At 55.2% G+C, this 22,393-nt stretch carries 22 protein-coding genes; 7 read left to right on the top strand and 15 right to left on the bottom strand.

Annotated elements, in window-relative coordinates; translation table 11 throughout:
* Window positions 1-176: 176 nt before the first annotated feature.
* The 8 genes from RGB73_RS13820 to dut form a co-directional block, all read right to left on the bottom strand.
* A complete protein-coding gene (locus RGB73_RS13820) occupies window positions 177-1,289 on the bottom strand; it encodes a sulfate/molybdate ABC transporter ATP-binding protein (protein ID WP_310772948.1) in 1,113 nt (370 codons plus the stop codon).
* Window positions 1,286-2,155 carry a sulfate ABC transporter permease subunit CysW gene (gene cysW, locus RGB73_RS13815; protein WP_310772945.1) on the bottom strand — a complete coding sequence of 290 codons (870 nt, stop codon included), beginning with the start codon at window positions 2,153-2,155 and terminating at the stop codon, window positions 1,286-1,288. Before cysW ends, RGB73_RS13820 begins: the two co-directional genes overlap by 4 nt.
* 12 nt (window positions 2,156-2,167) lie before the next feature.
* A complete protein-coding gene (gene cysT, locus RGB73_RS13810) occupies window positions 2,168-3,004 on the bottom strand; it encodes a sulfate ABC transporter permease subunit CysT (protein ID WP_310772941.1) in 837 nt (278 codons plus the stop codon).
* A gap of 30 nt (window positions 3,005-3,034) precedes the next feature.
* A complete protein-coding gene (locus RGB73_RS13805; RefSeq protein WP_310772938.1) occupies window positions 3,035-4,096 on the bottom strand; it encodes a sulfate ABC transporter substrate-binding protein in 1,062 nt (353 codons plus the stop codon).
* A 207-nt stretch (window positions 4,097-4,303) separates the two neighbouring features.
* The gene (locus RGB73_RS13800; RefSeq protein ID WP_310772935.1) at window positions 4,304-6,262 is read right to left on the bottom strand and encodes an FUSC family protein; all 1,959 of its coding nucleotides are present in this window, start codon (window positions 6,260-6,262) and stop codon (window positions 4,304-4,306) included.
* Between the two features lie 166 nt (window positions 6,263-6,428).
* Window positions 6,429-6,806, bottom strand: coding sequence for a cytochrome-c oxidase (locus RGB73_RS13795; RefSeq protein ID WP_310772932.1), 378 nt, complete (start codon window positions 6,804-6,806; stop codon window positions 6,429-6,431).
* 164 nt (window positions 6,807-6,970) lie between these two features.
* The gene (locus RGB73_RS13790) at window positions 6,971-8,194 is read right to left on the bottom strand and encodes an NAD(P)/FAD-dependent oxidoreductase (protein ID WP_310772929.1); all 1,224 of its coding nucleotides are present in this window, start codon (window positions 8,192-8,194) and stop codon (window positions 6,971-6,973) included.
* A gap of 237 nt (window positions 8,195-8,431) precedes the next feature.
* Window positions 8,432-8,968, bottom strand: coding sequence for a dUTP diphosphatase (dut, locus tag RGB73_RS13785; RefSeq protein WP_310772926.1), 537 nt, complete (start codon window positions 8,966-8,968; stop codon window positions 8,432-8,434).
* Window positions 8,969-9,204: 236 nt separating this feature from the next.
* Between dut and trhO the strand changes: the two genes are divergently transcribed.
* Together trhO and RGB73_RS13775 are read left to right on the top strand one after the other, a co-directional pair.
* Window positions 9,205-10,149, top strand: coding sequence for an oxygen-dependent tRNA uridine(34) hydroxylase TrhO (gene trhO / locus RGB73_RS13780; RefSeq protein WP_310772923.1), 945 nt, complete (start codon window positions 9,205-9,207; stop codon window positions 10,147-10,149).
* A 189-nt stretch (window positions 10,150-10,338) separates the two neighbouring features.
* Window positions 10,339-11,739, top strand: a complete 1,401-nt coding sequence (locus RGB73_RS13775; RefSeq protein ID WP_396136190.1) for an amidase family protein — start codon at window positions 10,339-10,341, stop codon at window positions 11,737-11,739.
* A gap of 122 nt (window positions 11,740-11,861) precedes the next feature.
* Here the strand turns inward: RGB73_RS13775 and RGB73_RS13770 are convergent, their stop codons facing one another.
* Complete coding sequence (locus tag RGB73_RS13770; protein WP_310772921.1) at window positions 11,862-12,317, bottom strand: hypothetical protein; 456 nt, start codon at window positions 12,315-12,317, stop codon at window positions 11,862-11,864.
* A 267-nt stretch (window positions 12,318-12,584) separates the two neighbouring features.
* Here RGB73_RS13770 and RGB73_RS13765 point away from each other — a divergent pair, with 267 nt between their 5' ends.
* Complete coding sequence (locus tag RGB73_RS13765; RefSeq protein WP_310772918.1) at window positions 12,585-13,037, top strand: GNAT family N-acetyltransferase; 453 nt, start codon at window positions 12,585-12,587, stop codon at window positions 13,035-13,037.
* A gap of 109 nt (window positions 13,038-13,146) precedes the next feature.
* On the opposite strand, the gene RGB73_RS13760 is transcribed toward RGB73_RS13765, so the two are convergent.
* Genes RGB73_RS13760 through RGB73_RS13750 form a run of 3 tightly spaced genes read right to left on the bottom strand, consistent with a single transcriptional unit; the run spans window position 13,147 to window position 15,611 of the window.
* Window positions 13,147-14,265 (bottom strand): YheC/YheD family endospore coat-associated protein, encoded by a 1,119-nt coding sequence (locus RGB73_RS13760; protein WP_310772916.1) that lies wholly within the window; start codon window positions 14,263-14,265, stop codon window positions 13,147-13,149.
* A 40-nt stretch (window positions 14,266-14,305) separates the two neighbouring features.
* Window positions 14,306-15,229, bottom strand: coding sequence for an RluA family pseudouridine synthase (locus RGB73_RS13755; protein ID WP_310772913.1), 924 nt, complete (start codon window positions 15,227-15,229; stop codon window positions 14,306-14,308).
* 34 nt (window positions 15,230-15,263) lie between these two features.
* Entirely contained in the window at window positions 15,264-15,611 is a 348-nt protein-coding gene (locus RGB73_RS13750; RefSeq protein ID WP_310772911.1) for a thioredoxin family protein, read from the bottom strand.
* 174 nt (window positions 15,612-15,785) lie between these two features.
* Between RGB73_RS13750 and RGB73_RS13745 the strand changes: the two genes are divergently transcribed.
* Complete coding sequence (locus tag RGB73_RS13745) at window positions 15,786-16,052, top strand: hypothetical protein (RefSeq protein WP_310772909.1); 267 nt, start codon at window positions 15,786-15,788, stop codon at window positions 16,050-16,052.
* A 57-nt stretch (window positions 16,053-16,109) separates the two neighbouring features.
* A complete protein-coding gene (locus RGB73_RS13740; protein ID WP_310772907.1) occupies window positions 16,110-16,787 on the top strand; it encodes a class F sortase in 678 nt (225 codons plus the stop codon).
* Between the two features lie 58 nt (window positions 16,788-16,845).
* Here the strand turns inward: RGB73_RS13740 and RGB73_RS13735 are convergent, their stop codons facing one another.
* Complete coding sequence (locus tag RGB73_RS13735; RefSeq protein ID WP_310772905.1) at window positions 16,846-17,733, bottom strand: LysR family transcriptional regulator; 888 nt, start codon at window positions 17,731-17,733, stop codon at window positions 16,846-16,848.
* A 115-nt stretch (window positions 17,734-17,848) separates the two neighbouring features.
* Here RGB73_RS13735 and leuC point away from each other — a divergent pair, with 115 nt between their 5' ends.
* The gene (gene leuC / locus RGB73_RS13730; protein WP_310772903.1) at window positions 17,849-19,279 is read left to right on the top strand and encodes a 3-isopropylmalate dehydratase large subunit; all 1,431 of its coding nucleotides are present in this window, start codon (window positions 17,849-17,851) and stop codon (window positions 19,277-19,279) included.
* On the top strand, window positions 19,276-19,860 hold the full coding sequence (gene leuD / locus RGB73_RS13725; protein ID WP_310772901.1) for a 3-isopropylmalate dehydratase small subunit: 585 nt from the start codon (window positions 19,276-19,278) through the stop codon (window positions 19,858-19,860). Before leuC ends, leuD begins: the two co-directional genes overlap by 4 nt.
* 131 nt (window positions 19,861-19,991) lie before the next feature.
* On the opposite strand, the gene RGB73_RS13720 is transcribed toward leuD, so the two are convergent.
* A complete protein-coding gene (locus tag RGB73_RS13720) occupies window positions 19,992-20,498 on the bottom strand; it encodes a GNAT family N-acetyltransferase (RefSeq protein ID WP_310772899.1) in 507 nt (168 codons plus the stop codon).
* Window positions 20,499-20,714: 216 nt separating this feature from the next.
* Entirely contained in the window at window positions 20,715-22,373 is a 1,659-nt protein-coding gene (locus RGB73_RS13715; RefSeq protein WP_310772897.1) for an AMP-binding protein, read from the bottom strand.
* Window positions 22,374-22,393 lie beyond the last annotated feature (20 nt).

Genomic DNA, 22,393 nt, shown 5'->3' with positions numbered 1-22,393 from the left:
AAAAAACGGCGTAAAAAACGAAATGGGCAACAAGGAAAACCCTTCGCAGACCAGATCTTCCACCACCTTGGGAAAAGAAGAAACACGGTCCAAGCAGCGCGGGGAATAGCAGCCGCTTTACCGTACACAAAATGAACCGGTCTGCACAGGTCAGGCCGGTTCGGTCATTTTTCCTCTCAGACGGTAGCGCGCAGGGGGACAAAAGCTGATGCCGGCACTGCCGTCGTTTGCGAATCTACGTAAAAGGACAGGTTGTGCAGCGTCACGTAGACCGTTCCCTTCTCCTCCAGCTGCAGCTCCGCAAACCGCTGGCGCGTCAGCTCCGCTTCAAACACTTCATCCGTGTCCAACCGCCTCAGATCCAGGCGAACGATAGAGCCAAGCAAGGAAATGTGCCTGATTTGCGCCGGTACGGATTGGCCTTTTTTGGGTGTCAGGCTGATTTCCACATCGTGGGGCCGCATGTACCCCACCGCAGCATATTCGCCTGCTTTTTGGGTCCATTGCGTCTCGAACTCGGCTTCCCCCAGCTGTACCTTGCCGTCGCGGATCCTGCCCTGAAACAGATTGACCCGCCCGAGAAAGCTGTACACGAAAGGATTGGCGGGCCGGTTGTAGATCTCTTCTGGCGGCCCTACCTGTTCGACCCTTCCTTCGTTCATGACCACGACCTGATCAGCGAGCTCCATCGCCTCCTCCTGGTCGTGCGTGACGAACAGGATAGTCAACCCGAGCTTTCCGTGCAAATGCCGAAGCCAGCGCCTCAGCTCCTGTCTGACCTTCGTATCCAGTGCCCCGAACGGCTCGTCGAGCAGCAGGAATTTGGGCTCGACGGCCAGCGCGCGAGCCAGTGCTACACGCTGCCGCTGTCCTCCTGACAGCTGCGAAGGATAGCGGTGAGCCAACCCATCCAGTTGTACCAGCTTGAGAAGCGAATGCACCTTTTCCTGGATTTCCTGCTTGCTCGGACGGGTTTTGCGCGGACGCACCGTCAGTCCGAACGCGATGTTGTCAAAGATGTTCATGTGCCGAAACAAGGCGTAATGCTGGAACACGAAGCCGACCTGACGCTCGCGCACGTCGCGGTCTGTATTGTCTTCCCCGTTGAACAGGATGCTTCCCTGCTCCGGCTGCTCCAGCCCAGCAATCAAGCGTAGTAGCGTCGTCTTCCCCGAGCCAGAAGGACCGAGCAGCGCAACCAGTTCACCCTCGGGTATTTGCAGGCTGACGTCGCGCAATGCCATAAAGTTTTTATACGATTTGGAAATGTTCACGACTTCTATGCTCATCCGGCTTTCTCTCCTGTCCCCTCGTAGTGATGGTACTCTTCCCCCGCGCTGCGCTCGCGTTCCGTCTTCCACTCGATCAAGCCTTTGACGATCAGCGTGACGAGACCCAGTACGGCAAGCAAGGTAGCGACGGCGAACGCAGCGGCAAACTGGTATTCGTTGTATAAAATTTCAACATGCAGAGGCAGCGTGTTGGTCATTCCCCTGATGTGGCCGGAGACGACGGACACCGCGCCAAACTCTCCCATCGCGCGGGCGTTGCACAAAATGACTCCGTACAGAAGTCCCCATTTCACATTGGGCAGGGTGACGCGCAAGAACGTTTTCCAACCGCTCGCCCCCAGGGAAACTGCCGCCTCTTCCTCGTCTTTTCCTTGCGCTTCCATGATCGGAATCAGCTCACGGGCAACGAACGGAAAAGTGACGAAGGTCGTCGCCAGCACGATGCCGGGTACGGCGAAGATGATCTTGATGTCATACTGTTCCAGCCACGGTCCAAAAACACCCTGGCTCCCGAACAGCAAGACGAAGATGAGACCGGCGATGACCGGCGACACGGCAAACGGCAAATCGATCAGCGTCAACAGCACGTTTTTCCCGCGAAAGGAAAATTTGGCGATGGCCCAGGCAGCCGCGACCCCAAACGTCACATTGAGCGGGACGCTGATGGCAGCGACCAGGAGGGTCAGCTTCACGGCGGACAGCGTCTCCGGATCCGTGATCGAAGCGGCGAAGACGGCCGCTCCCTGCTTGAACGCCTCCGTAAAGACCGCGATGAGCGGCAAAATCAGGAACAGCGCGAGGAACGCCAGCGCCAGGCCAATCAGCAGCCAGCGAATATAAGCCGGCTCGGTCAAATGCTTCACGAGCGGCACCTCCTAACGGGCGGCATCAAATTTGTTGATTCTCCATTGCAAGTAGTTGATGACGAGAAGCATGACGAAAGAAATCACAAGCATGACCGTTGCGATCGCCGTCGCACCCGCATAGTCGAACTGCTCCAGCTTGGTCATGATCAAGAGCGGAACGATTTCCGTCTTGAGCGGCATGTTCCCCGAAATGAACACGACCGAGCCGTACTCTCCCAGCGCGCGTGCGAAGGCAAGTGCAAATCCTGTGATGACGGCGGGCATCAGGTGCGGCAAAATCACGCGAATGAATGTGCTCCAGCGTGTCGCCCCCAACGTCGCCGCAGCCTCTTCCATCTGAAGATCCCAATCCTGCAGGACCGGTTGGACAGTGCGGACCACAAACGGCAGCCCGATGAATGTGAGCGCGACCCATATGCCGATCGGCGTGTAGGCTACCTTGATTCCCCATTCGGCCAAATACTGGCCCACCCAGCCATTTTCCGCATAGATGGAGGTCAAGGCGATCCCGCCGACTGCCGTAGGCAAAGCGAACGGCAGGTCAACGATGCCGTCAATGATCCGCTTCCCCACGAACTGATAGCGGGCCAATACCCACGCCACAAGCACCCCAAAGACAGCATTGACGATCGCAGCGAAGAAAGAGGACAGGATGCTCACTCGGATCGAGGCGAGCACCCGACCGTCCAGGATGGTGTCGGCGAACTGCTGCCAACTCATGGTCGACGCCTTCAGGAACAGGACAGACAGAGGGATGAGCACGAGCAGGCTGAGATAGACGATGGAATAGCCCATCGTGATGCCAAAGCCCGGCAAAAACCCTCTGTTTCGAAAGGTTTTTCTCATGGAGTTAACTCCTCTGACGGTATTGGTAGATTACGGCTTGTAAATTTGGTCAAAAATTCCTTGATCGGCAAAGTGGTCCTTTTGGGCTTTCGTCCATCCCCCGAACAGCTCGTCGATCGTAAACAGCTTGATTTCCGGGAACGCTGGCGTATGGGCTTTCAGCACTTCCTTGTCGCGTGGCCGGTAGTAGTGTTTGGCTGCCAGTTCCTGCCCTTTTTTCGAGTACAGGAACTGCAAATACGCTTCAGCTACATCCCGTGTCTTGTGTTTATCCACGTACTTGTCGACGACCGTCACAGGGGGCTCCGCCAGAATGCTGAGAGACGGATTGACGATTTCAAACTTGTCTTTGCCCAGCTCGTTGACCGCCAAATACGCCTCGTTTTCCCACGCGATCAGGACGTCTCCGATGCCGCGCTCCACGAAAGTCGTGGTCGATCCGCGAGCGCCGGAGTCGAGTACCGGAACATTTTTGAACAGGCTGGTGACGAACTCCTTTGCCTTCGCTTGGTCGCCGTTGTTCTTTTCCAAAGCGTAGCCCCAGGCGGCAAGGTAGTTCCAACGAGCGCCGCCAGACGTTTTCGGATTCGGGGTAATGACGGAAACGCCGGGCTTGATCAAATCGTCCCAATCTTTGATTTGCTTGGGATTTCCCTTGCGCACGAGAAAGACGATGGTGGAGGTGTAAGGCGAGCTGTTCTCCGTCAATTTCTTTTGCCACTCGGGAGGGATCAATCCCCGCTCCGCGATCGCATCGATATCGTAAGCCAGCGCGAGCGTCACGACATCCGCTTCCAAACCGTCGATGACCGAGCGGGACTGCTTTCCGGAGCCACCATGCGATTGCTTGATGGTGACCGTCTGCCCCGTTTTTTCTTTCCATTCCGCTGCGAATTCCTTGTTTACGTCTTGATAAAATTCGCGCGTCGGATCGTAGGAGACATTCAGCAATTCAACGACAGATGCCGTTTCGGCCGGCTTGCTCTCTCCCCCGGTCGTGGTCGCCTGGGAGCAGCCTCCTATCGCGGCCGCTATCGCGACGATTCCGAATCGTTTCCAAAAGGTTTGGATTGCGCTGGGTGTTTTCCACATACGGATTTCGTTCACTCCTTTTTAATCTATACTATTTTAATCGGAATACTTGTTATTTCGAATTATACCTTCCTTTTTGTTCCTGTCAATGACATTTCCATCTACACTATGCCTCATGGGTAGGCTAAGGTTCGGGTGCCATTCGCCCACTCCGAAAATTGGGCGCCCCGCACATGAAAACGAAGCTCTCCACACGGGAGAGCTTCTTCATCGATCTTTGCAGCTGACCTGCAGAGCGTCCTGCAAGACGCGTATCTCTTTTTCCAGCTGGGAAAATCCAGTGATTTCCGGTATCGGTTTCTTCTCGAGCGCAACGCCTTGTTCAGCCGAAATCGCCATGGTCTCGAACGCGAGCAAAAGCTGGGAAAGCTTTGCATCGGACAAGACGGGACACGTGCCGGTTTTCAGGCAGGAGTCGAGCAAGTACGCCACGTGCTCGATGGAGAAGATGGCGGGCCACAAAAATTGCAGCCTGGTCTTGTTGCCGGGGACCTCTCCCACTGCGGTTGCGTACACCAGCTTCAGGTTGCCGAGATTCGTGTGCAGTTTTCTCCGTTCGATGGACTGGGTCACGTCCACAGTGTCTCTCCGGTCGGAAAACAGCGTCAGCATGTATTGCTGCTCACTGCGGATCGTTTTGGCGATGTAATGCGGCAAAAGGCTTGACGCCTGTCTCCTGCCGATCATCAGCGTACCGATCAGTCCGATTGCACAGCCCATGAGGACATCGACAATTCGCGCTGAAGCGAAGAACGACAAGCTCTTCTGCTGAGCCATGCTCTCTGCCAGCAGCAAGGCATTGGGCGTGATAAAAAAGGCCGCCAGCCCGTAGTTGAGAACGATGGAGAGCTCCGTAAGCGCCGTCAGTGCCATGATCAGGACGGCGATAATCCATCCCTGCTGCTGGGCAGACAAGATGATGGTCGCTACCATGATGCCGACGACGGTCCCGATCGTCCGTTGAATCGCCCGGTGAAACGTCGCGATCAGCGTCGATCCCGCCATGACGGCCGCACAGGACAAGGTGACCCAATACGATCGATTCAATTCAAACGAGTAGGCGAAGATCGCAGCCACCGCCAAGATCAATCCGAAGCGGATGGAATTGAGAAAGACAATGGAATTTTTGTCGAAAGCTCCGCCCATCACCATTCGAAACGATGGCCGGGCCACATGCTCTTCCCTTTCCATGACCGTTATTGGTTCAGATACAAGAGCGGCTGCCTCCCGGACGTCCGCTTCCAGCCGCTCCCCCCCTGCGGATGGCTCCCTTTGAAAATCAATCGGCAGGGGGTGCCCATTTTTTCCGTCCAGCGAATCAGCAATGGCTCTCACTGTTCGTCCAAGATGCGGAGGGAGCTTGCCCGCCTGCCCGTCCAAACGCTCAAGGATGTCCAAAAAGATCGTATTCGCCTTGTCATTCAGAAGGAGGAGCCGTTGATATTGACCAGAACGCTGCCAGGACACTTGTCCAACAGAAAGCGTCTCATCGGCGGATTTCAGTACGGATACGAGTTTTTGCCGCTTTTCATGGGAGCGGTTGGTACCGACCGAATCGATGAATCCAGCCAGCTCGCGGTACACCTGTCGCAATGCGGTCGTCTCCGGGCCGTGCGGATTCCGCAGCCAACCGATCATAGCGATGGCCCACCCCAATGCTCCGCCCAGCAAAACAAGTCCCGCCCGTACGGGGGCTGCGGCCGGATCCAGCGGCATGCCAGTGGCGAGTGAGAAGCCCATCACAAAGAAAATGGAGGACGGACCTTGGATTTTGAACGCCCCGAAAATAAAGGAGACAACCGCTCCGATCATGCCGACCACGAAAGCGGACGCAAGCGGGTGAGGAGCCACAAGCGTCCCCAATCCCACAGACAAGGACAATCCGAGCATGACAAAGAACAGCCTTTTCGCACGCTGGGTATACGGAATGTTGGAAACGTACAAATAGGTAAAGCTGCCGATGCCAGCAAGCATTCCGTACTTTATATTGCCCAGGGCAAGACCGATCAGAACTGGGGTCCCCGAGCAAATGCCGGCTCCAATCGCCTTGCCCCACGGGAGCGGATTTCGTTTCAGCTGAAACGCTTGTTCGATCGTCTGGACAAGGGAAGGAATCAGAGCTTCCGAAGACTTCGCGTTTTGCCCTTTTTGCATGCTTTTCTGCATGGAACCCTCCTTTTCTTGTCCACATTTAAATGTAGAATGACTCGGCTTCCCGTTTTCTATGCGCACCGGCTTCAGCGCTCCCTATTTTCAGCCCCTTCTCGATGGAATAAAAAAACCAGCGTACGCCCAATCGAATAGGGCCGCACGCTGGTCCTTGCCAACGGTTTTACTCGCTCGCGTTCTTCCACAAGTTGATCGCAAATAGGAAAATGCCCACTCCCAGCACCAACGAACCGATGATGGTTCCGACGACGAATGTCTCCACTTCTGTAAGGAGCATGAGGAACAAACTGCCCTGCATGACAGGAAGCCCGATGTTATGCAGCCAGAAATGCCAGCTCGCCAGCTTGTTTTGCGCTGCCTGCGGATAAGCTCGATAAATAAGTCCGATTATCGCAAGTGTCACCCAGCCTGCCAGATTGAGGTGGGCGTGAACCGAGGCGTACGCAAACGCTTTGGTGATGCCCATGATGATTCCCAGAACAATAGCGATCACAAAATAAACGGCGGCAATCTTTAGAAAGCGGGTCGCCAATTCTTTCACCTCCTTTCTCCCTTTAACCATATTTTCAGGACTAGGAAGGAAGTACTACGAAATCCATACTACGATCGCTTTTTTGCAGGTTTCTTTCGGTGCCCTTGCGAAGAAGCGCTGCGAGATGAAAAAAAGCGGATTGTCTATGCGACAATTCCGCTTTTTCTAAGGCTTCACAGGTGGGATGCAGTTGCGTAACGAGGACGCGCAAATGAAAACAACGACGCATCCGGATGACTCCCCTTGACGATCAGATCTGCGATGATTTGACCCCCGATATTCGCGTACACGGTGCCGTTTCCCCCGTATCCGAGCGAGAACAGGCAATTCGGATAGCCGTCTTGCTCGCCAATCATCGGCAGTCCGTCATGGGTTTCACCAAAAACGGCAGACCAGTAATACTCTGCCCGCAGCGGGATTTGCGGAAACAGTTTCTGCAGCTCGGCGAGCAGCTGATCCCGCTTGCGGGGGAGAAGAGCCTCCCGCTGCATCGGATCCGTATGCGGCTCGTCCAAGCCTCCCGCGATGATCCGCCCGTCCGGCGTCGTCCGAATGTATAAATAGGGTCGTGCCGTTTCCCAAATCAAGCAGGTTCCGGGCCAACCGGGAAAGGCTTTTACCGGATGGGTGACGATCGCCGAGCTGGTCGCCAGGATGGCATTCGCGTTGCGTCGTATTTTTTGGGTCTCGTATCCCGTCGCGAATACGACACGCTTGCAGCGAATGCGGTTTCCTTTTTTCGTCAAGAGCAGCATGTCTCCACCATCTTGCTTGTATTGCGCAATTTCGGTGTGGACAAAAACCCGCAACCCCCTCCTGGCGGCATGCTCAACGATTCCGTGGACCAGCTTGTATGGATTGACCTGTGCGTCCCCAGTAGAGTAGATGGCCCCTGGCTTTGAGAAGGAAAAACGCTGCTCTACGTCCGTTTGTTCCAGATAATGAACGGGGAAACCATGCTTTTGCAAGACCTGATACTCCAGTCGGAGGGGCTCCACATCTTCCGGCCGGCTGGCAAAGTACAAGCAATCTTTTCGGAGATAATCCGGCCAGATGCCGATCGTTCGGGAGATCCTCTCCAGTTGATCCACCGCTTGCTTGCACAAGTGGTAAAACCGCGTCCCTCTATCCTCCCCGAAGGAACGGATGCATGCCGCAAGCGGCTTGTCGTTGGCGAATTGCAAGATTCCGGTGTTGGCGAGGCTGCTTCTCTGGGCGATCTGGCTTTTGTCTACTAGTACGACGTCTACATCGTGCTGCATCAAATAGTAAGCGCACATGGCGCCCGCCTCCCCGCCTCCGACAATCGCGACGTCGCAGGCGATATCCGAGTCCAGTTCCGGATAACGCGGCGGATTGGGCAATGTCTCTGGCCAATACAGCTTTCCTACGCTCATGATCTCTGTCCCCTCCGCAGTCATCGCCTTTAGGATATCCCGAATGAAGGGAAGGCCATCCGCGTCCCCTGCCAAACCATTCAGAGTCCCCGAAGGAACGGTGCATCCCGGCTACCCCCGGATCTGTCCCGCTCCCTTGAGAAAGCCATGGAAAAAGAAAAACGCCCCGGATGACAGCCACGGATTGTCGTAACGAACCGTGGCCGTCCACTTAGGGACGTTTCTACCATTTCGCTGTCAGCCTGTAATGCCGCTGCTTCCAAAGCCTCCGGCACCGCGCTCCGTCTCGTCCAGTTCATCGACGACCTCGAATTCGGCCAGCGGGACGATGGCGATGACGCCTTGGGCGATCCGGTCGCCTTTTTTGATCCAGTAGCTGTTTGGATCGACTTCCTGTGGGACAGTTACTTCTTTTTCGCTCACATCCAGGCAGCTGGTCTTTCTCGCGGAACTGGGGAGCCTTGTGTTGTCGATAAGGACGCACACCTCTCCGCGGTAACCGGCATCGACGGTGCCTGGTGCGTTCGAGAGGCGCAGCTTGGTTTTCGCGCTGATGCCGGAGCGTGGGCGAACCTGCAGTTCGAATCCTTCCGGCAACGCGAAAGCCAGCCCGGTCGGAACCTTGGCCGTCTGACCCGGAGCGACCAGCACATCCTCGACAGCGACCAGGTCAAACCCGGCGTCCATGGCACGTGCGTACTTCGGGATTGTTGCCTCCGGATGGAGTTTCTTTATTTTCACTTGGGCAATGACTCGTTCATTTGTCAGCATCATCGGGCGTCTCTCCTCTTTCTTGCCTGTTATCCTTTCATAGTTTACAAGAACCCTCCCCTCCCAGCAAGGCAGGAAAACGTTCGCTCGCAATGTCCTCTGCTTCGGTAAGGCTTTTGCCCTCTTTTTCATAGAAAGCTCACATATCCCATTCATTTTTTCAGCAGAATTGATTTTAATGTGGTATAATCACGTTTGCACCCAAAAATCAATATAGGTAAAGAAAGGTGGATTGTACCTTGCAAGTACAAAAGCCATATCGCATTCTGTTGTATTACAAGTATACTCCTGTTGAAAATTACGAAGAGTATGCGGCCGAGCATCTGCAATTTTGCAAGGATCTCGGACTGAAGGGCCGTATCATCATCGCTCCGGAAGGCATGAACGGAACCGTCTCCGGCACGGTTGAACAAACGGACGCTTACATGGAATATGTACGAAAAGACCCGCGTTTTGCGGATATCTGGTTCAAAATAGATGAGGCGGACGATCATGCCTTTAAAAAGATGTTCGTCCGCGCGAAAAAGGAGCTCGTTACCTGGCGCTTGGAGAAGGACGTCGATCCGAACCAAAAAACCGGCAAGTATCTGAGCCCGAAAGAGTTTTACGAAATGCTGCAGCGCGATGACGTCGTCGTGCTGGATGGCCGCAATTACTACGAGTACGACCTCGGTCATTTCCGCGGAGCCATTCGTCCCGAAGTGGACTCTTCCCGCGAGTTTCCGGAGTGGATCCGTGAGAACATGAGCCAGTTCAAGGATAAGAAGGTCCTCACCTACTGCACAGGCGGGATTCGCTGCGAAAAGCTGACAGGTGTGCTCCTCGAGGAAGGCTTCGAAGACGTCTACCAGCTTCACGGCGGTATTGTCACCTACGGAAAAGATCCGGAAGTCAAAGGCCGCCTGTGGGATGGCAAATGCTACGTCTTTGACGAGCGCATCTCCGTTCCGATCAACCACACGGAGGAAGACGTCGTCATCGGCCGCTGCTACTACTGCGGCAAGGCAGAAGACCGCTACGTCAACTGCGCCAACCCGTTCTGCAACAAGCAGCACTTCTGCTGCCCGGAATGCGAGGTCAAATACAAGCGCTCCTGCTCGGACGAATGCCGCGAGCATCCACGCAACCGATACGTGGAGGAAGAAGAGAAGGCAAAGCTGCAAGCCGCAGGCTCCAACGCGTAAGATAAATGAAAGCCGATTCCATTGTGGGAGTCGGCTTTTTTCGTTTTGCTGCTGGTCTCGCTCCTCTCCCCCTTCCATCCGATCCGCAATCTTGTACAATAGAAATAGAAATTGGTCAAACTTTGCGAACAAAGGCGGGATATGATGGCCCTGAATCATGAAGCAACCATACGTGAATGGCAAGAGGCAATGGAAGCAGGCAGAACCACATCGCGTGAGCTGACTCTGTTGTTTCTGCAGCGAATCGCCCAGTACGACAAGCAAGGTGCAGCCATCAACGCGATCAGCGAAATCAATCCGGACGCTTTGCACATCGCGGAAGCGCTCGATCGGGAACGCACAGGGAAAGGTAGTCGCGGACCCCTCCACGGGATTCCCGTCCTGCTCAAAGACAACATCGCGACCAAAGACCAGATGCACACGACCGCCGGATCGCTCGCGCTCGCAGACTCGTACGCGTCTGCGGACTCGTTTGTCGCCTCCAAACTGCGCGAGGCCGGTGCAGTCATTTTAGGCAAGACGAACTTGACCGAATGGGCCAACTACATGTCCGAGCACATGCCAAACGGATATAGCTCACGTGGCGGACAAGTCCGCAATCCGTACGGCCCCGGTGTCTTCGACGTAGGCGGCTCCAGTTCGGGCTCCGGTGCTGCCATCGCTGCCGGCTTTGCCGTTGTGGCTGTCGGTACGGAAACCTCCGGATCGATTCTCAACCCTTCCTTCCGCAACTCGCTGGTCGGGATCAAACCGACAGTCGGCCTGATCAGCCGCCGGGGCATCATCCCCATCTCGACGAGTCAGGATACAGCCGGTCCCATGGCCCGATGCGTTGAGGACGCAGCGATTTTGCTCGGAGTCCTGGCAGGCTGCGATGAACTCGATCCCGTCACCGGCAAAAGCGTCGGTCTCGCCCACTCCGATTACCGACCGTACCTGGACGCCTCCGGACTGAAAGGCGCACGTATCGGCATCGTGCGTTCGCGCTATTTGGACAAGTACGAAGAAGAAGAAAAGGCCTTGTACGAAGCTGCCGTCGCGCAGCTGAAGCAAGCAGGCGCCACGCTGGTCGACCCGGTTTCGATTCCGTCCGAACATGTCGAATGGGGCCCAAACGTGCTCCTGCATGAATTCAAATCAGGCGTAAACGCGTATCTCAAAACCTTGCCCGCCTCTTACCCGATCCGTACCCTGGCGGATGTCATCGCCTTCAACCGCGAGCATCCGGAGCAGGCGCTGCGTTTCGGACAGGTCTTGCTGGAACGCTCGAATGCGACGAGCGGGACGCTGACAGAAGCTGCCTATCTGAATCAGCGTGCGTTTGACCTGGAAATGTCCCGAGAAAAAGGAATCGATGCCGTGCTTCGCGAGCACGATCTGGACTGCCTCCTGTTTCCCGGAAGCGAAGGCTACGGCATCGCCGCACGGGCAGGCTATCCTTCCGTCGCAGTACCAGCTGGCTACACTTCTACGGGCAAGCCCTTTGGCGTCGTGTTTACGGGTACTGCCTTTTCAGAGCCGACCCTCATCCGGTCGGCGTACGCCTACGAGCAAGCAAGCCGCCTGCGCGTGCCGCCACGACTCGGATAGACCCAACTGGGCTCGAGCCCTTGATCTGATCCCGAGAAGGGTATGGCGTAACGTTCCAAGTTGAAAGGAATTCAAAAAGACGCAGCTCCTCGTAGGACTGCGTCTTTTTGCGGTCGTGCGCTTTACAAAGCAGCATTTTGCTGTTCGGCCTTGTCGAGACGCTCTTCAAACAGCTTTCCGAGCTGACCGATATCCACTTCCCATTTGTCGTCTTTGTAGTAAACCGTAGCCTTCGACTCGCCTTTCTTCCCCACAATGCGGATGCTCGCCGTCTTGACTTCATAGCTGCCATCCGGTTGAAACGCAATATCCGCATTCTTTAGCTCTGCGTCCAGCACAGGCTTGATGGTTTTGTCAACCACTTCCTGGGTTGCTTGTACGGCTTGGCGCCCCATCTGGATGACTTCCTCTGGACTAAATTGGAAGAAGAGAACCAAAACGACGCCTACTACGACGAGCAAGGATATAATCCGAACCAAGCTGCGCACCATCCATTGGGCTGCCATGATCACCACGATGATGAGAAGCGCTACCGGCCAATAGTCTTTTGCCAACTGAAGCAGCTGTTCCACGCGCATCACTCCTTCTCTCCCCAGTCTCGCCAACAGACAGGGGGTTGTAATCATGCAGGAGGGCCAATTTCCACCCGCATAGAAAAAAACCGTCGCGAAATTCGGACGGGCTCCTCCCTGACTATCATACCTTGGTCTGTTCGCGATTTCCATCTGAATTTCCTGTTTGCACGCCTTTTTCTTCCCGTTGTCGAATTCCTCCCGGTCGGTTACAATTTTCATGAACAACCGATATGGAAAGGAAAGGAAGTTTTTTCAATAGGAGTTGAAAACATGACGATCAAACCGTTATCCCCCGCCGAACAGCCTCCCATGAGCCTCCTGCTGTTGGCCGACCCTTCCCCCAAGCTGGTGGAAGGCTATCTCCGACGCGGCAGCTGCTACATAGCGGAACAAGACGGCGTCATCGTGGGAGTGTACGTCCTGTTGCCTACACGGCCGGACACTGTCGAGCTCGTCAATGTGGCTGTAGACGAAGCCCATCAAGGAAAGGGAATCGGGAAGCGCTTGGTCCAGCATGCCGTCACTCAAGCAAAACAGCTCGGGTACAAGACGATTGAGGTTGGAACGGGCAATTCCAGTGTAGATCAGCTAGCCCTCTATCAAAAGTGCGGGTTTCGTATCACCGGGGTTGATCGCGACTTTTTCCTTCGCCATTACGAGGAGGAAATCTTCGAGAATGGCATTCAGGTCGTGGATATGGTCCGACTTTCACAAGATTTGTGAATGATGAGCATAAATCGCTTCGATTAACATAATATTTATTATGTAAAACGAAACCTCCCCCAAAGCAAAAAGCCGGATCATGTCGATCCGGCTTTTCCCATTTGACCGTTCATCGCCTTGCAGCCGCTGAAGGGTACCTTTTCTCCTTATCCTCCAGTCCTTTGGTTCGGGCCAGGTACATCGCGTACTCGATCGGCCGCGAAATCGCCTGTTTGTACTGGGCAAGTGCGCCCATTTCACGGAAGATTTCCCGCGCCGGTTTCGGATTGACTTCAATCAACCACGCTTTTCCTTCGACGTCGATGCCGATATCCAATCCAAACTCCACCATGCGCCCGAAGTGATTCTCCAGTGTATCGGCAGTCTGGTAAGCGAGCTGTTCGCAGTCCCGGATAATTTCAGCCGTACGGGCTTCCCCGAAGCGCGGGCGCAAAAACGCAGGGACCGCGACCGCTTTCCCGCCTCCGTGCAGGTTGGAAGTCGCGCTTTTCTCTCCCCCGACCCGGATGCCGTGTCCCGTGATGTCCCAATCGCCCTGGCCGTCTTTTTGGATCAGCAGGCGCATGTCGACGGCGCGATTGGGTATGAGTTGAAGCCGCAGCCCTTGCTGGACGATGTGTTTCTCCCCCTTCGTCCAGCGCTCTACCCAACGCTGCAGCGCATCCGTACTCCGGATGACGGTTACGATTTTAGCCCGGCGCTTGTCTCGGCCCATCAGTCGGTACCCTTGCCCTGTTTTTTCAATGGACAAGATGTTGCGGCCCCCCGTCCCGTTCAAGGGCTTCACGTACAAATAGGTGTGGCGGCCCAGCATTTTCTGCAGGTTGGCCCGGTTGCACAGCAGCGTTTCCGGAAGCCAGCGGTGCATTCGGGGATCGCGATACAGGACTTCGTGGACGCGCCATTTGTTTGCCAGCCGGTTGTTCGCGTACAGGAAGTCGCTCGTGCGTCGAAAAGCAACGTAGTCTTTGAACGCCTGGGTCGGCGTATAGCGGTAACGGTCGAACACGGCATCGGGCCGGTCAAACAGCTTGGCTTGCCAATTCCCGTTTCGGTCCAGCACAAAACCTCGCACCTGTTTCCCTGATGCGCGCACATCTTTGGGCGAAAAGAGAAATACGGTGCTTCCCAGCTCTTGCCCTGCCCGAAGAAGACGCCGGAAATAGGCCGGTTCCGCGAATTTTTTGCCTTCCCGCCAGGTCAGGATGCCGATCGTGGGTCGTTTCATCTTGCCACCCCTCTCGATTCTTCCCTGGCAGTTTATTCATTTATCGGCGCGTTGGCGCTTCCTGCAGCCGCTTTTCCAGTTCCTTCAGATCATTTGGCATCGCCGCGCGCACCTCGATCATTTGCCCGCCAAACGGGTGTTCAAATCGCAGCACTTCGGCGTGAAGCGCCTGACGATCGATCAGAGAGGCTTTTCCTCCATAGAGGATGTCTCCCATGAGAGGATGTCCGATATGGCTGAGATGGACGCGAATTTGATGCGTGCGCCCTGTCTCCAGCCGGCATGCTACCTGACTGCCCCCTGGGAACCTCTGACGCAGGTCGTAATGGGTCACGGCCTTCTCCCCGCGCGGACTTACCCTTCTGCGCGTCGGATGGTTGCGGTCTCTGCCGATCGGCTCCCGGATCGTTCCACTGCCCTTCAGGTGGCCATGGACGAACGCCACATACGAGCGCTTGATCTTTCGCTCCCGCAGCATTTCATCGAGAATGGCCGACGCCCACGCATGCTTGGCGTACAATACCAATCCCGAAGTGTCCTGATCCAGCCGATGTACGTGCCGGACCTTCGCTTGGATGCCAGAGCGCATCAAATGACCCGCCACCATGTGATCCAGCGTCCGTTCATGCGACGGTTCGGTCGGATGGACAAGTACTTTTGCCGGTTTGTCCACGATCAGCAGATGATCGTCCTCGTACAAAACCTCCATCGGCTCAAACACAGGCTCTACTCCATATGGCTCCGGGGCAAGCAGCCGCAGGCGAATTTCCTGACCCTCACGGCCTTTTGCGTGCTGCGGTACTGGCTGTCCGTCGATCTGCACTTCTTTCTGCTGAAACAAAAGATGGACCTGCTTTTTAGGCAGTCTCCATCCCTCTCTCAGCAGGTTCCCAATGGGAATGTCCGCATCTGCAGCAGCGAGCTGCGCAACGAGCCATTCCCCCTCTTTTTTCATGGCTTGCATGTACGGCATATCTCCTTGCATGTCCTCGAAGCGTTTAGGCTTGCTCCAACCCTTTTCCCACCTGAATGGCGCGGTCGAGGAAATGCTCGATTTCTTCACGGCTTTTGCCCAGCTTGCTGACGAACCTCACCAGTTCCTTGCCTTGTTGAAAAGCGATGAAGCTGGGAATGCCAAAGACGTCCAGCTTTTCGGACAGCTCCGGAAGCGTATCGCGGTTCACGGAAATCATGTCCAGGTCCGCTTTGTATTTTTCCTCCACCGCCGGCATGAACGGATCGATCCGGTGGCAATCCGGGCACCAGTCTGTGAAAAATTTGACGACAACCGGTTTGGTTCCGGAAATGGCTTGTTCGAATTCTGCTTCGGTTTTTACTTCTTTCATGTATGTTCCCTCCCACAATGCTTTGGGATTAGTGTATCACAACCGTGACGCTGATGTGCAATCAGAAGTGTCGGCGAGTCTCGTCCCCTTTTCCCAAGAGCTGGGCACCTTGTCTATGCCGCCCATTTCTTCTGAATTTCCCAGTAAGAGCGCAACCAAAGAAGGACATTCTACATGATGCAAGACCAATACAAACAGGATGGTGACATCATGAAGAAGATTGCTGCTTTGGCTCTGGCTGTTTGCTTCGTTTGCTCCGCTCTCCCTGTGTCCGCAGCTACTCATGACGACGGGAAAAAGCATCACAAGATCCAAACCAAGGCTCATCACATGAAGACAAAGGCCACCCAAAAAGCCCACAAACTGCATACAAAAGCCGCTAAAAAAGGCGTTCACATCAAAGCAATGCCGAAAACCGGCATGGGCGGGGCAAGCGAATAAAGAGGGATTCTTTCCCTCTTTTCTCTTTTGCCGTGTTCTTCGAGTGGAGGTGCCAAGGTGAAGAAATTAATACTGATTGCCGCCTTGCTCTGCCTGGCTGCCACAGGCTGCGGGCAGCAGGCGAACCTGCCTTCTTCTGACGTCAGTCCGATTCGGCAAGAAGCGTTGCCTGAAGAAAAATCCGCCAAGCAAAACGAGGACTCAGCCGTCAGGACGATCGCATACGGCCCTCACCTGCTATACGGTCCGTTTTTGCAAGCAAAGCGGCCAACGGCGAGACCGCTCGCGAGCGGAATCATGCCGAAGTGGCTGAACATCCCCGCTATTCACCTCGAAACGGTTGTGGAACCCGTTGGCGTGCTTCCGAATGGACAGATGGACGTCCCCAAAGCATTTGACCGCGTAGGCATTCTCGCTCCCTGGACCAAGCCGGGAATGAGAGGCAGCGCTGTCATTGCCGGACACTTCGACCATTACACAGGCCCTGCGGTCTTTTACCACCTTCGCAAGCTCCAGCCCGGAGACCACGTACTCGTACGTGATGAAAGCGGAAAGACTCTCACGTTCGAAGTCACGAAAGTGGAGAGCTTTCCCGCAGATCAGGCACCCATCGAACAAATATTTGGCGATTCCGATCAATCCCATCTGAACCTCATCACTTGTGCCGGGAGATTCAACAAGAAGAAGCAGGAGCACGCCAAGCGCCTGGTCGTCTTTTCCGAGCTCGTGCAGTGAAAAGGAAAACAACCCAGCTTTCCATCAACGGGAGAACTGGGTTGTTTACTGACTTGTATCAAATATGCCCGCCCTGCTCGACGAGAGACTGGACAAATGCCTCGCCAGGGCGGGACAACGGCCTGTCCTTGCGATAGGCGACGACCAGCGTGCGATACGGCTTGGATGTCAGACGTACATAGACGGGAGGATCAACTGTCCCCGGCGCAAGCGCAATCATTTTCGGCGCGAAGGAAAGGCCCATGCCGGCAGCTACCAGCGATTGCACCGTTTGAATATTGCTGCTCTCGAATACGATCCGCGGTCGAAACCCCGCCTGTTCACAAAGCCGCAGCGAAATGGTCCGAAAGCCTTGCCCTTCCTTCAGCAAAATAAACGGTTGATCCGCTACCTCGGCGAGATCGATCTCTTCCCGATCCGCCAGAGGATGCTGCTGCGGAAGCGCCAAATAAATGTCTTCGTTGATCGCCGGTATGATTTCCAGAGACGGATCACTGATCGGCATGGTCAGCAAGCTGACGTCAATTTTCCCACGGACAAGCAGCTGCTCCAAATGGCTGGAGGTATCCTCCATCAGTTGGAGTTCGACCCCCGGAAATTGCTTGGTGAAGGTCGAAATCACCCGGGGCAATACGTACGCACCGGTTATGGGCAGGCTGCCTACGAGCAGCTTTCCGCTCTCCCCTACTGCGTACGCCCGCATCTCGCGCTCCAGTCCTTCCGACATGTCCACAAGCGTCTGCGCCACCTGGACGAATCGTTGGCCTGCATCCGTCAATTCTACATGCTGCGGCAATCGATGAAACAAGCTCACTCCGAGCAATTTTTCCAGTTTGGCGATCTGTTGGCTAAGCGAGGGCTGAGCCAGATGCAATCGGTTTGCTGCGCGGGAAAAACTGCGTTCTTCCGCGACGGCGAGCACATAGCGAACTTGTCGTAACTCCATAAAAACCTCCTGATAGGCAAAAACTATCCTTCTCATAATAATTATATCTTTGAACTATTTTCTTTGCCATGATACAACCTTGGTAAGAGTTTCGCACGAAGGAGGAATCATTCATATGAAAGCTCGCACCATGTTTGAAAAAATTTGGGACAATCACGTGATTCACGAGGAACCGGGCAAACCAAGCCTGCTGTACATTGATCTGCATCTGGTTCATGAAGTAACCTCCCCGCAAGCGTTTGAAGGACTCCGCTTGGCAGGCCGCAAAGTGCGCCGCCCGGAGCTGACATTCGCTACGATGGACCACAACGTTCCAACCGCTGACCGCTTCAACGTAAAAGATCCGATCTCCCGTCAGCAGATGGAAACGTTGACTGAAAACTGCAAAGAGTTCGGCATTACCCTGGCCGATCTCAACAGCCCTGACCAAGGGATCGTTCACGTCATCGGGCCTGAGCTCGGTTTGACCCTCCCTGGCAAGACGATCGTCTGCGGCGACAGCCACACCTCCACGCACGGTGCATTCGGAGCCCTCGCTTTCGGGATCGGGACGAGCGAAGTGGAGCACGTACTGGCGACCCAATGCTTGCAGCAATCCAAGCCGAAAACGATGGAAGTACGCGTGAACGGCGATCTGCCATTTGGCGTAACCGCAAAAGACTTAATTTTGGCCATTATCGCAAAGTACGGCACTGATTTTGCTACCGGATACGTCATTGAGTATACAGGCGCTGCCATTCGCAAGCTGACGATGGAAGAGCGCATGACCGTCTGCAACATGACGATCGAAGGCGGCGCGCGTGCCGGACTGATCGCTCCTGACCAAACGACGTTTGACTACTTGAAAGGAAAGCGCTACGCTCCTCAAGGCGAAGACTTCCTGGCTGCCGTGGAAGCTTGGAAGCAGCTGTGCACGGACGAAGGTGCCCAGTACGACACGGTCGTGGAAATCGATGCGTCCGAGATTGCTCCGCAGGTCACTTGGGGCACCAGCCCTGGCATGGGTACGAACATCAACAGCGTCGTGCCGGATCCGGAATCCTTCGAGACGGTATCGCAGCGCAAGGCCGCTCAAGACGCCCTCGCCTATATGGGGCTGACGCCTGGCACACCGATGAGTGAGATCAAAATCGACCGCGTGTTCATCGGTTCCTGTACGAACGGCCGCATCGAAGACCTCCGCGCTGCTGCGGCGGTAGCCAAAGGTCGCAAGGTCTCCCCTCACGTACACGCGATGGTGGTTCCCGGCTCCCAAGCCGTGAAACAGCTCGCTGAGCAAGAAGGCTTGCACCTCATCTTTCAGGAAGCCGGTTTTGACTGGCGCGAATCCGGATGCTCGATGTGCCTGGCGATGAACCCGGATATCCTGTCGGAAGGCGAGCGCTGCGCATCCACTTCCAACCGCAACTTCGAAGGCCGTCAAGGACGCGGCGGACGCACACACCTGGTCAGCCCTGAAATGGCAGCCGCAGCAGCCATCGCCGGTCACTTTGTAGACGTGCGCGAATGGAAAAATGAGAACGTGAGCAAGGAGGTATTCCAATGAACCCATTTGTTGTCCATACCGGTCTCGTAGCCCCGCTCGACCGTGTAAACGTAGATACAGACGCGATCATCCCGAAACAATTCCTGAAGCGCATCGAGCGCAGCGGCTTTGGCCAATTCCTCTTCTACGAGTGGCGCTTCAACGTCGACGGCACTCCGATTGATTCGTTCGTTCTGAATACACCGGCCTACAAGGATTCGACCATTCTGCTCGCCCGAAACAACTTCGGCTGCGGCTCCTCCCGCGAGCACGCCCCTTGGGCTCTGACGGATTACGGCTTCCGCGCGGTCATCGCTCCGTCTTTTGCGGACATCTTTTACAACAACTGCTTCAAAAACGGCTTTTTGCCCATCAAGCTGAGCGAAGAGCAAGTCGATGAACTGTTCAAGCGGGCAGAGAGCCGGGAAGGCTACCAGCTGACGATCGATCTGCAGGAGCAGGTCGTAAAAGACAGCGAAGGACTCTCCTACCCGTTCGAGGTAGACTCCTACCGCCGCTATTGCTTGCTGAACGGCCTGGACGATATCGGCATTACCCTGCAATATGAAGACAAAATCGCGGCATACGAGGCAAGCCGCTAATCGGCAGCCTTTGGTAAAGCATATCCCATTTCCAAACAGAGGCGAAGGCATGGAAATCATGCCTTCGCTTTTCTGATTCCATGCAGATCAATCGGGATAAACTTCGATACCGGGCATTGCCAGAGCTTTTTTTACAACAGCAGGTACATGTGCGTCTCGTCGAAAAAGCGGTCTCCTGCCTTCAGCGCCCGTTTTTCCTGTCCGTACACCTGAAAGCCCATCTTTTCGTAGAAGCGTACGGCAGCCGGGTTGGAGCTGACGACGGCAAGCTGCACCTGGTCTATATCCCCCAGCCCCTTCAAGTACTCTAGCGCGGCCTGCATCAATCCGGCCGCCATGCCCGTACCCCGGTGATCCTGGCGCACATACATGGAAACGATCGCCGCCTTGTGCCGTGCTTTTGTCCCTTTATGCCGGAAGTAACCAATCGTCCCGACGATTTCACCATCGGCAAAAGCACCGAAATATCCGTTCTCCCCTTCGTTTGCAGGCGAGAGTCTGGCACGCCATTCCTCCATCGGGCGGTTTTTCTCATATCCATAAGTCGATCCAAAAGCGTCTGGATCGTTTTTTAACGCCTCGAGCCTGACCGCGGCAAATGCTTCCGCATCCTCCGGTCCCAATTTTCTGATATCCACTCTCTGCTGCCCCTCTCACCCTATTTCCCACCCATCATAGAGGAGACATGCCCGAATGTAAAGAGCGGTCGTTCACAGTGTTTTCCAAAATTACCTGAGAGAGAGTGCGGCAGACGAAGAATACCACCCCTGCAGGACTATGCGAAAGAGGTGAAAAGCTGCTTCCTGATGCCCATGCCAAAAAACGCCGAGAAAAGTTCCCGGCGTCTTGGGTGTTTACGCAGTTTCCGTATCGCTCGCCGCCTGCAGACCCAAGTCGTGGATTGCTTGCTCGCGCAGTTTGAACTTTTGGATTTTTCCGGAGGCGGTCATCGGGTATTCGTCCATGAACCGGATGTACTTCGGTATTTTGAATCGTGCGATCTTTCCCTCGCAGTAACGGAGCACTTCTTCTTCTGTCAATGCTTCCCCCGGTCTGACGCGGATGCATGCCAGCACCTGCTCGCCGTACAGCGGATCCGGGACCCCGACGATTTGGACGTCCAAAATTTTCGGATGCGTGTACAAAAACTCCTCGACCTCGCGCGGATAAATATTTTCACCGCCGCGGATAATCATGTCCTTGAGCCTTCCCGTGATCCGGAAATACCCCTCCTCATCCACGGTAGCGAGATCGCCGGTATGCAGCCATCCGTCCGAGTCGATGGCCTTGGCCGTCTGCTCCGGCATATTGTAGTAGCCTTTCATGACGAGGTAGCCTCGCGTGCATAGCTCTCCCTGGACACCGGGCGGCAAGGTATCACCTGTCACAGGATCAATGACTTTCGCCTCGACGCCTTCATGCACTCGTCCGACTGTCGTCACTTTGCGCTCAAACGAGTCTTCCGGGACCGTCTGGGTAATGACCGGGGATGACTCCGTCTGTCCATAAGCAATGGTAATATCGCGAATTCCCATTTTATCGATCACGCTTTTCATGACCTCAGTCGGACAGAGAGAGCCAGCCATGATTCCCGTACGCAAGGAGCTGAGATCCCGTTCTCCGAAGCTCGGGTGATTGAGCTCCGCAATAAACATGGTCGGGACTCCATACAGGGCCGTACACCGCTCTTTTTCTACAACGGAAAGCACGAGACCCGGATCGAACGCCGTCACGGGCACCATTGTCGCCCCTGTGGCTACGCACGCCAACGTCCCCATCACACAGCCAAAGCAGTGAAAAAACGGAACGGGTATGCACACCCTGTCTTCCGGGCCCAGACGCTGACATCCCGCGACTTTGACAGCGTTGTTGACAATGTTGTTATGTGAAAGCATCACGCCTTTGGGGAAGCCCGTAGTCCCAGAGGTGTACTGCATGTTGATGACGTCGTCGGGCTCGAGCGTCCGCTGTCTTGCAATCCGCTCCTCCTCGCTGACCGAGGCGGAACGCTTCAGCAAATCGCTCCACAAAAACATGCCTGGCTGACGCTCATCCCCTATGTAAATGACGTTCTTCAAGTGAGGCAGGCGCTCAGCACAAAGCTCGCCCGGTTTTGCCGTGTCCAGCTCGGGGCAAATGTCGCGGATCATGGCAAGGTAGTTTGCATCGCGGTACGAATCGATGAGCAGCAAGGTCGTCGCCTCCGACTGCCGCAGCAAATATTCGAGCTCATGTGTCCGGTAGCTGGTATTCACCGTTACCAGCACGGCTCCCATTTTCGCTGTCGCGTACTGGGAGATGACCCACTCGGGCACATTGGTCGCCCAGATCGCGATATTCTCCCCTTTTTGGATCCCTAGCGACATGAACCCCCTTGCTGCCTGGTTGCATATCCCCTGGAACTCGGCAAACGAGTACCGCAGTCCCCTTTCCTGGTAGACGAGCGCTTCTTTCTCTGGATATCGTCCGGCTGTTTCGTCCAACAAATCCCCAATCGTGATGTTGCGCAGCATGCAAAACACCCCCAAAACAT

This window comes from Brevibacillus brevis (assembly GCF_031583145.1).
Taxonomy (GTDB): Bacteria; Bacillota; Bacilli; order Brevibacillales; family Brevibacillaceae; genus Brevibacillus; species Brevibacillus brevis_E.
The sequence above is the reverse complement of the archived record's forward strand: the minus strand, read 5'-3'. Positions and strand labels throughout refer to the sequence as shown.